We start from the raw sequence: 8,014 nt of genomic DNA, 5'->3' as shown, positions 1-8,014 counted from the left end.
GCCGGCGGTCGCGCACCAGGTCCCACAGTGAACCGGCCGCGCCCGCCTTCTCGTCCCAGGCGCCGAACACCAGCCTGCCGACCCGGGACTGCACCAGCGCCCCCGCGCACATCACGCACGGCTCCAGGGTGACGACGAGCGTGCAGCCGGGCAGCCGCCACTCGCCGAGCGCGGCCGCCGCCCTGCGCAGCGCCAGCACCTCGGCGTGCGCCGTCGGGTCGCCGGTCGCCTCCCGCTCGTTGTGGCCGGTGGCGACCGGCGTGCCGTCCGGGGCCAGCACGACCGCGCCGACCGGCACGTCGCCGGCCAGCGCGGCCTGCTCGGCCTCCGCCAGCGCCCGGCGCATGACCGCACGCCAGGGCTCCCGTACCGGATCGTGGTCGGGTGGCCGGACGGCGTCGGTCGGCATGGGCGCTTCGGGTACCGGATCGCTGAGTGGTGGTCGGGGTGGTCGTGGTGCGGGGTGGGGCACTAGCGGACGGCCTCCAGGACCTCCGCGGCGCCCAGCGCGTCGGCGATCGTGCCGAGCGCGTCGGTGTCGAGTGCCAGCAGCTCCTTCTCGGTCAGGCCGAGGTCGTCGAGGACCAGGCGGTCGCCGACCGGCGCCGCGGGGACCGACCCGGCCGCCGCGGGGGCGCCGTCGTCGTCCTCGTCGTCCACGCCGTCGGGCTCGCCGTCCTCGGTGCCGTCGAGGTCCAGGGCGTCCAGGTCGGTGCCGTCGTCCTCCTGGTCGTCGCCCAGCAGTTCCTTGGTGAGGATCTCCCCGTACGAGGAGCGGGCGGCGGCCGCTCCGTCGGACACGTAGATACGGGGGTCCTCCTCACCCTCCACGCGGACGACGCCGAACCACGCGTCCTCCTGCTCGATGAAGACGACCACGATGTCGTCGTCCACCGAGGCTTCCCGGGCGAGCTCGATCAGATCCGACAAGGTCTCCACATCGTCGAGCTCTGTGTCGCTCGCTTCCCACCCGTCTTCGGTGCGCGCGAGCAGTGCGGCGAAGTACACCGTGACTCTCCCACTGATCAGAGGTGTGAGGATCGGGCGGCCCTCCTGAATGCCCCGCCCACTCGGCATCGTGGCAGATACCAGGCGCTGAGGAGAGGTGTTCCGCTCTTGCGTCGTGCACCAGTCTGGCTCCGGCGGCCGTTCGGTGTCACTCGGCGACTCGAACCGAAGCGGTCGAAGCCCATCGAAGCGCGTCGAAGCGCGTCGGAGTAGGTCGAGAGCGATCGGGTGCGATCGGGTCAGGTCGGCGGCGCAATCCAGGCGACGGTGTTGAGCGGAACCGGACGAATGGGCGGAGGAGACCTCTCCCTACGCTCCCGCTTCCCGCGTCCCGTTTCGCTGCCGCTACCGCTACCAGCGGAACGTGCGCATCCGCATCTGCTGCCGCATCCGGGCGGCCCTGGCCCGGCGCGGCTGCACCCGGTCGCGCAGCGCCTTCGCCTCGTACAGCTCGCGGAGGAACTGCGCCCGGCGCCGCCGGCGCTCGGCGTCGGTCTCCGGCCCCTCCGGCCGCGGCCCGCCGACCACCGGCGGCTCCTCGATCAGCCGCCGTTCCGCCTGGCGCTCGGCACGCGCGCGGTCGATACCGGAAACGGCCTCGGCGGTACCGGAGCCACCGGAGCCACCGGAGGCGGTGTCGGACGTATCGGAAGCGGCCTCGGGGGCGGGGGTACGGGCCTGGCGGCGGGAGGTGCGGGCGCGCTGGCGCCGCCGATCCTGCTCTCCGTGCTCCGGCATCTCGACCACCCCCAGGCTGGGTCCGTCCACCCCACCTTCCCTCCCTGGCGTGGGTTGATGCCAGTGCGGGCTAGGGTTGAGGACATGCGGATTCACGTCGTCGACCACCCGTTGGTGGCGCACAAACTCACCACGCTGCGCGACAAGCGCACCGACTCCCCGACCTTCCGCCGGCTGGCAGACGAGCTGGTGACCCTGCTCGCCTACGAGGCGACACGGGACGTGCGCACCGAGCAGGTCGACGTGGAGACCCCGGTGACCCCGACGACCGGGGTGAAGCTCTCCTCCCCCAAGCCGCTGGTGGTGCCGATCCTGCGGGCCGGTCTCGGCATGCTGGACGGCATGGTCCGGCTGCTGCCGACCGCCGAGGTGGGCTTCCTGGGGATGATCCGCAACGAGGAGACGCTGGAGGCGTCGACGTACGCGACCCGGATGCCGGAGGACCTCTCCGGGCGCCAGGTCTACGTGCTCGACCCGATGCTGGCCACCGGCGGGACGCTGGTCGCCGCGATCCAGGAGCTGATCAAGCGCGGGGCCGACGACGTCACGGCGGTCGTGCTGCTGGCGGCGCCCGAGGGCGTGGAGCTCATGGAGCGCGAGCTGGCGGGTACGCCGGTCACCGTCGTCACCGCGTCGGTCGACGAGCGGCTCAACGAGCACGGGTACATCGTCCCGGGGCTCGGTGACGCGGGCGACCGGATGTACGGCACCGCGGACTGACCGCCGCCGCCCGGACTCGTACCGCCGCCGCCTGGAGCTCAAGGGTCCGTACGCGGTGCCCGGGCCCGTAACGCCACCGCCTCCGCCCGGACCGCCGCGCTCTCGGACGCGGGTGCGGCTAGCACTTCTCCGGTGCGGGCTTCTTCGGTTCGGCGAGGGCCGTCATGGCCGCGGTGGCGTCCTTCGGCGGCGTCAGCGTCTTGAACGCGGTGCCGATGATCAGGTCGACGTCGGCCGTCCGGCGCGGGTCCGTCTTCTGCGCCGCGCCCTTCAACTGGGTCGCGAGCACCGGGAACGCCGCCTTGGTGGAGTCGGTGGCGCCCAGCAGGACGCCCGGCCCCGGGACCTTCTTGTCGTAGGCGGCCGGTGCGTTGCCGACCTTGCCGATGGTGAAGCCGCGCTTCTTCAGCTCGTCGGCGGTCGCCTTGGCGAGCCCCGCCCGGGGCGTGGCGTTGTAGACGTTCACCGTGATCTGGGCCGGCTTGAGCGGGGCGTACACGGCGGTGGTGGTGGCGGTCGTCGCCTTGCGCGGCTTGCAGGCCGTGCCGGCGGCGGTGCCGGTACGCCCGTTCCCGCCGTCGCCGAAGACGTCGACCAGTTGCAGCGTCCCCCATCCGGCCAGGCCCAGGGCGACCACGGCGGAGAGACCGACCACGATCCGGCGGCGGCGCCGGGGGCGTCGCATCCGCGGGTACGTATTGCCCGTGATGCGGTACTTCCCGCCCATACCTGGGGGAGTGAGCATGCTCATGGGCGCAGCGTAATGCGGGCCCCTGACTATGCCTACAGAAGGATCATCCGATGACCGCCGGACGGGTGTGAAACGGTCCGAACGACTGATCCGGCAAGGTCGAAGGGGAGCCGTCGGGCCAGAGGCCGTCAGTCCGGGGCGGCCGGGCGGTCAGCCCAGTTCGAGGACGCGCGCGTGGAGCACCTGGCGCTGCTGGAGGGCCGCGCGCACGGCGCGGTGCAGCCCGTCCTCCAGGTAGAGGTCGCCCTGCCACTTCACGACGTGGGCGAAGAGGTCGCCGTAGAACGTCGAGTCCTCGGCGAGGAGCGTCTCCAGGTCGAGCTGGCCCTTGGTGGTGACGAGCTGATCGAGGCGGACCGGGCGGGGCGCGACGTCCGCCCACTGCCGGGTGCTTTCCCGGCCGTGGTCGGGGTACGGCCGCCCGTTGCCGATGCGCTTGAAGATCACACGGAAAGCCTACCGGGCCGACGGCGCCCGGCGCAGCCACGCGGCGTCGGCGGGATTCGGTCCATCGGTCCAAAGGCGGGCAGACCGGTACGGGGGAGCGCGGCGGCGGTGTCCCGGTTCACCCGGGTGGCGCATCGAACGGCGAAACGGACGGCGAGACGAGGAAAGACCGGAGGTAGGTGCTCCGGATGCCGGAACGGGGCGTGACCGGGAGAGGTGCTCCGGACGCCGGAACGGGGCGCGACCGGAAGGTACTCCGGCCGCGCCCCGCGCGCCCTCGGCGCCGCCTGCTCTCAGCGGGCGGCTAGTGAGGCGGTGCGCGTCACTCGGTCACCTCGTGGCCGTGGCCGTCGTGCAGACCGCCGCCGCTGCCCTCGTCGCCCTCGGTGGGCACGGTGACGACCGGCTTGTTCAGCGAGCTGAGGTCATGCGCATAGGTGCCGACCGCGTTGGCGATGACGTCGATGTTCGCGTCGAACGCCGGCATGCTGATGTTGTCGAGGTCGTCGCACTTGGCGTGGTAGCAGGAGTCGTAGGCGACGCCGGCCGTGCCGCCGAACTTGGCGGCCTGCGCGGCAGTCTTGACGCCCTCCGCGCCGGTGAAGGTGCCACCGGAGGGGATGCCGACCTCGATGAACGGCCCGTAATCGGAGCGGCCGGTGAAGTCGGTGCCCTCGTGCGGCAGCCCGCGCTTGTCCATGAACTGGTTGATGTCCCGCTCCAACTGGGCGGAGCCGGCCGGGCCCGCCGGCGAGCCGACGCCGTCGGAGTCGTCGCCGTCGTACACGAACAGCCCGTAGTTCGGCGAGGCGATCATGTCGAAGTTCAGGTAGAGCTTGATCTCCTTGCGGTCCAGCGCGTTGAGGTTGGCCACGTAGTGCTCGGAGCCGAGCAGGCCGTTCTCCTCGGCGGACCACCAGGCGAAGCGCACCTTGTTGGTGGTCTTGTTCGCCTCCTTCGACTTGGCGAACTTCAGCGCCACGTCGAGGAGACCGGCCGATCCGGAGGCGTTGTCGTTGATGCCGGGGCCGGCCGTCACGCTGTCCAGGTGCGAGCCGAGCATCACGGTGTTGGCCGCGTTGCCGCGGGCGGTCTCCGCGATGACGTTGTTGGTGGTCCGCTTCTCCTGAAGCTGGCGGATCTCGAAGCGGACGGTCACCGGGCCCTTGGCCGCGTCGGCGGCGAGCCGCTCGCCGTCCGCCTGGGTGACGCCACCGGTCGGGATCTTGCCGGCCGCGGCGTCGCCGAGGGTGCCGGAGAGCGCGCCCTCGGTGTTGTTATAGATGATCGCGCCGGCCGCGCCGGCCGCCGCGGCCTGCGCCTGCTTGTCGGCGAAGGAGCAGCCGCCCCGCTTGATCAGGGCGATCTTGCCGGTGTACGCGGTCCCCGCGTAGTCGGCCGTCTCGCAGCCGGGCGTCGCGTCCTCGGCCGGGGCCGGCACCGCGGCCAGCGCGGCGGTCAGGCCGCCCACCGGCGTCGACTTGGTGTAGGTCATCGCGGATATCGCGACGTCCCGGGCCTCGGGCGAGACCACCGCCAGCTTCTCGGCCTGGGTGTTCGTGTACTGGAAGTCGAACTTCTGGTACGAGACCTGGTAGCCGGCCTTCTTGAGCTGCTGGTACACGTACGCGGCGGAGGCGTCGTGACCGATCGTCCCGGCCGCGCGGTTGCCGCCGGCCGAGTCGGCTATCTGCTGGAACTTCTTCAGGTGCGTGTAGCCGTCCGAGGCGGAGGCTTCGCGCACCAGCTTCTGCGAGAGCTTCGCGGCCTTCTTCGCCGCCTCCTTGCCGGGGTCGGTCCGGACGGCGGAGGCGGGCGAGGCGGAGACCAGCAGGAGCGGAGTCGCGAGTGCGGCTGCGGCCAGGGCGGCCGCTGCTCTGCGATGGGATGCGTTCACAGAGGTCCTTCCGGTGCGAACGAGGTTGAGGGGAAGCTAGCGATCTCCACGGCTCCTGTGAACGGATGTGCCGCAACTCGCGTCCGATCGCGTACGTTTGGCATCCGAACCCGTCACTTCGAGGCCGAACTTCCCTTTCCCCGCGCCGATCCGGACGCCTTGGCGCCCGTGGAAGACGTCGCCGTGGCCGACTCGGACCCCTTGACTGCCGTGGCCGACTTGGCCGACTTCGTTGCCTTCGCCGACTTCGTTGCCTTCGCCGACTTCGTTGCCTTCGCAGCCGGGGCCGCCGGGGTCGGCTTCGCCGCCTTGGCCGCCGTGGCCGCCTTGGCTGGCTTCGCCGCCTCGGTCGGCTGCGCCGCCTTGGCCGCACGCTTGGCCTCCTGCTTGTAGGCGCGCACCCGGGCCAGCGACTCCGGCCCGGTGATGTCGGCCGCCGACCGGTACGAGCCCTCCTCGCCGTACCCGCCCGCCGCCTCCCGCCAGTCGGCCGGCCGTACCCCGTACTGCTTGCCGAGCAGCGCCAGGAAGATCTGCGCCTTCTGCCGGCCGAAGCCGGGCAGCGCCACCAGCCGGGCCAGCAGCTCCTCGCCGCTCTCCGCGTCCGCCCAGACCGCCGCCGCGTCGCCGTCGTACTCCTCCACCAGGTACCGGCACAGCGCCTGCACCCGTTTGGCCATCGACCCCGGATAGCGGTGTACGGCCGGCTTGGCGGCCAGCATCCCGGCGAACGCCTCCGGGTCGTAGCCGGCGATCTCGTGGGCGTCCAGGTCGTCGCCGCCCATCCGGCGGGCGATGGTGTACGGCCCCGAGAACGCCCATTCCATGGGCACCTGCTGGTCGAGCAGCATCCCGACGAGCGCGGCGAGCGGACTGCGCCCCAGCAGCTCGTCCGCCTCGGCTTGCTGGGCGAGGTGGATCGTGGTGGTCATGTTCCGATGATCGCCCGGCGGCCCGGGCCCCGCACGGCGGGACGGGGGCCGCGGGACAGCGAGGGTGACATGAGTCACATCACCCGCGGGTCGCTCACTGCCACCCGTGCCGTTCGCCCCGTTTCCCGCCCCTCTGCGTCCCCTATATGTCCCGTGTGCGCGCTCAGTGGACACTCCGGGAGCCGGCCGCCGGTCCGAGGTGGGCCGGAAGGGGCGAAACCCCCTTCGCTCGGGGCGAGGACGGTCATACGATCTTCCCGGCCGTAGGGGCCGGCTCCATGATCGAGGGACTCTTGTTGAACATCCGCCGCACGCTGGCCACCGCCGTCGCCGCCGCAGTGACCGCCCCCGTCTTCCTGCTGTCCGCCACGCCGGCTCTGGCCGTGCCCCGGTCCGCCGGCACCACGCCCGCCACCACCGTGGACGCGTCCGCCCCCGCCCTCGCCGCTGCGCCCGCGTCTGCGTCCGCAGACCCGGGCGCAGCGCAGCGGACCGTCCGCGACCGGGACGCCGCCGGTCTGCCCGCCCCGGACGCCCGGCAGTCGCCCAAGGCCGCGGACGACCGGAAGTCGGCGACGGCGGGCGGCGACCGGAAGTCGGCGAAGGCCCAGGAGGCCCAGAAGGGCAAGCCCTCCATCGAGGACCTGGAGCGCGCGCTCGCCGCCGCCGAGCAGGCCTACCGGGACGCCAAGGCCGCCGAGGACACGGCCCTGGCGGAGCTGAAGCGGATCTCCGCCCCCGACTCCCCGCTCGTGCTCGCACTGGCCGATGCCAGGAGGCTGGCCAAGGACGCCGCCGCCGCCCGGACCGCCGCCGACAAGGCGCTCGCCGAGGCGGAGGCCGCCCTGGACGCGCTGCCCGAGGACGCCACCGAGGAGCAGAGGACGGCGGCCGAGCAGGCTGTGGCGGACGCGGCGACGGCTGCCGAAGCCGCTACGGAGAAGGACGAGAAGGCGGCGGCGAAGGCGACCGCCGCCCACGACGACCTGGCCGACGCCCAGGTGGAGGCGTCCAAGGTCGTCCACCGCGCCGAGCTGGCCACCGCCAAGGCGCTGAAGGCCAAGGAGGCGGCCGGAAAGGCGCTGGAGGACGCGCTGGCCGAGGCCGGGGACGACTCCTGCACCCCCGCGCCCCGGCTGACGGTCGACGCGAAGGGGCTGCCCGGTGCGATCGCCCGCGGCGCCACCGCGGAGTTCACCGTCCGCGTCACCAACGGCACCCGCGAGACCCTCGACACCGTCCTGCCGTACGTCGCGGTGCGCGCCGTCGACGAGAGCGGCCAGCAGGGCGCCTCCGGCAGCCTCCGGCTCACCTGGTCCGGTGCCGGGTCACCGGCCTGGCAGAAGCCCGACGCCGATCACCGCACCGGTGTGGTGAAGGGGCTCAAGCCCGGCGAGCACGCCGACATCAAGGTACGGCTGGCGGTCGACGCCGCGGCGCCGCTGGGCGTGGGCACGCTCTCGATCACCGCCGACTACCGCAACGACGACGGCTCCTGCGGCTACACCCCGTACTACTACG

Annotated in this window: 8 protein-coding genes and 1 pseudogene; 2 read left to right on the top strand and 7 right to left on the bottom strand. The window is 72.6% G+C overall.

Going from position 1 to position 8,014, the window contains the following annotated elements:
- The 3 genes from C6N75_RS16385 to C6N75_RS16375 all read right to left on the bottom strand — a co-directional run.
- The coding region (locus C6N75_RS16385; RefSeq protein WP_105869650.1) for a nucleoside deaminase at positions 1–409 on the bottom strand (409 nt) is incomplete at its 3' end.
- A 62-nt stretch (positions 410–471) separates the two neighbouring features.
- Complete coding sequence (locus C6N75_RS16380; RefSeq protein WP_105869649.1) at positions 472–1,008, bottom strand: tRNA adenosine deaminase-associated protein; 537 nt, start codon at positions 1,006–1,008, stop codon at positions 472–474.
- A 351-nt stretch (positions 1,009–1,359) separates the two neighbouring features.
- The gene (locus tag C6N75_RS16375) at positions 1,360–1,554 is read right to left on the bottom strand and encodes a hypothetical protein (RefSeq protein ID WP_105869651.1); all 195 of its coding nucleotides are present in this window, start codon (positions 1,552–1,554) and stop codon (positions 1,360–1,362) included.
- 276 nt (positions 1,555–1,830) lie between these two features.
- On the opposite strand from C6N75_RS16375, the gene upp reads away from it, so the two are divergent.
- Complete coding sequence (upp, locus tag C6N75_RS16370; protein WP_105869648.1) at positions 1,831–2,466, top strand: uracil phosphoribosyltransferase; 636 nt, start codon at positions 1,831–1,833, stop codon at positions 2,464–2,466.
- Between the two features lie 118 nt (positions 2,467–2,584).
- Here the strand turns inward: upp and C6N75_RS16365 are convergent, their stop codons facing one another.
- The 4 genes and pseudogenes from C6N75_RS16365 to C6N75_RS16350 all read right to left on the bottom strand — a co-directional run.
- Complete coding sequence (locus tag C6N75_RS16365; protein WP_105869647.1) at positions 2,585–3,217, bottom strand: LytR C-terminal domain-containing protein; 633 nt, start codon at positions 3,215–3,217, stop codon at positions 2,585–2,587.
- A 150-nt stretch (positions 3,218–3,367) separates the two neighbouring features.
- A complete protein-coding gene (locus tag C6N75_RS16360) occupies positions 3,368–3,664 on the bottom strand; it encodes a type II toxin-antitoxin system VapB family antitoxin (protein WP_003955420.1) in 297 nt (98 codons plus the stop codon).
- Positions 3,665–3,986: 322 nt separating this feature from the next.
- Entirely contained in the window at positions 3,987–5,561 is a 1,575-nt protein-coding gene (locus C6N75_RS16355; RefSeq protein WP_105869646.1) for a M28 family metallopeptidase, read from the bottom strand.
- A 341-nt stretch (positions 5,562–5,902) separates the two neighbouring features.
- Positions 5,903–6,493 (bottom strand): annotated as a pseudogene (locus tag C6N75_RS16350) (HhH-GPD-type base excision DNA repair protein); the annotation flags it as partial.
- Between the two features lie 278 nt (positions 6,494–6,771).
- Here C6N75_RS16350 and C6N75_RS16345 point away from each other — a divergent pair.
- Positions 6,772–8,014, top strand: a 1,243-nt coding sequence (locus C6N75_RS16345; RefSeq protein ID WP_105869644.1) for a hypothetical protein, incomplete at its 3' end; no start/stop codon positions are given.

The sequence above is a fragment of the Streptomyces solincola genome (assembly GCF_002982015.1).
GTDB lineage: Bacteria > Actinomycetota > Actinomycetes > Streptomycetales > Streptomycetaceae > Streptomyces > Streptomyces solincola.
Note: the sequence above shows the minus strand (reverse complement) of the source record. Positions and strands in the feature narration are given on the sequence as shown.

Excerpts from the sequence above, each read along its gene's own strand:
- upp (WP_105869648.1), top strand. The coding sequence starts at position 1,831 with ATGCGGATTCACGTCGTCGACCACCCGTTGGTGGCGCACAAACTCACC.
- C6N75_RS16365 (WP_105869647.1), bottom strand. The coding sequence starts at position 3,217 with ATGAGCATGCTCACTCCCCCAGGTATGGGCGGGAAGTACCGCATCACG.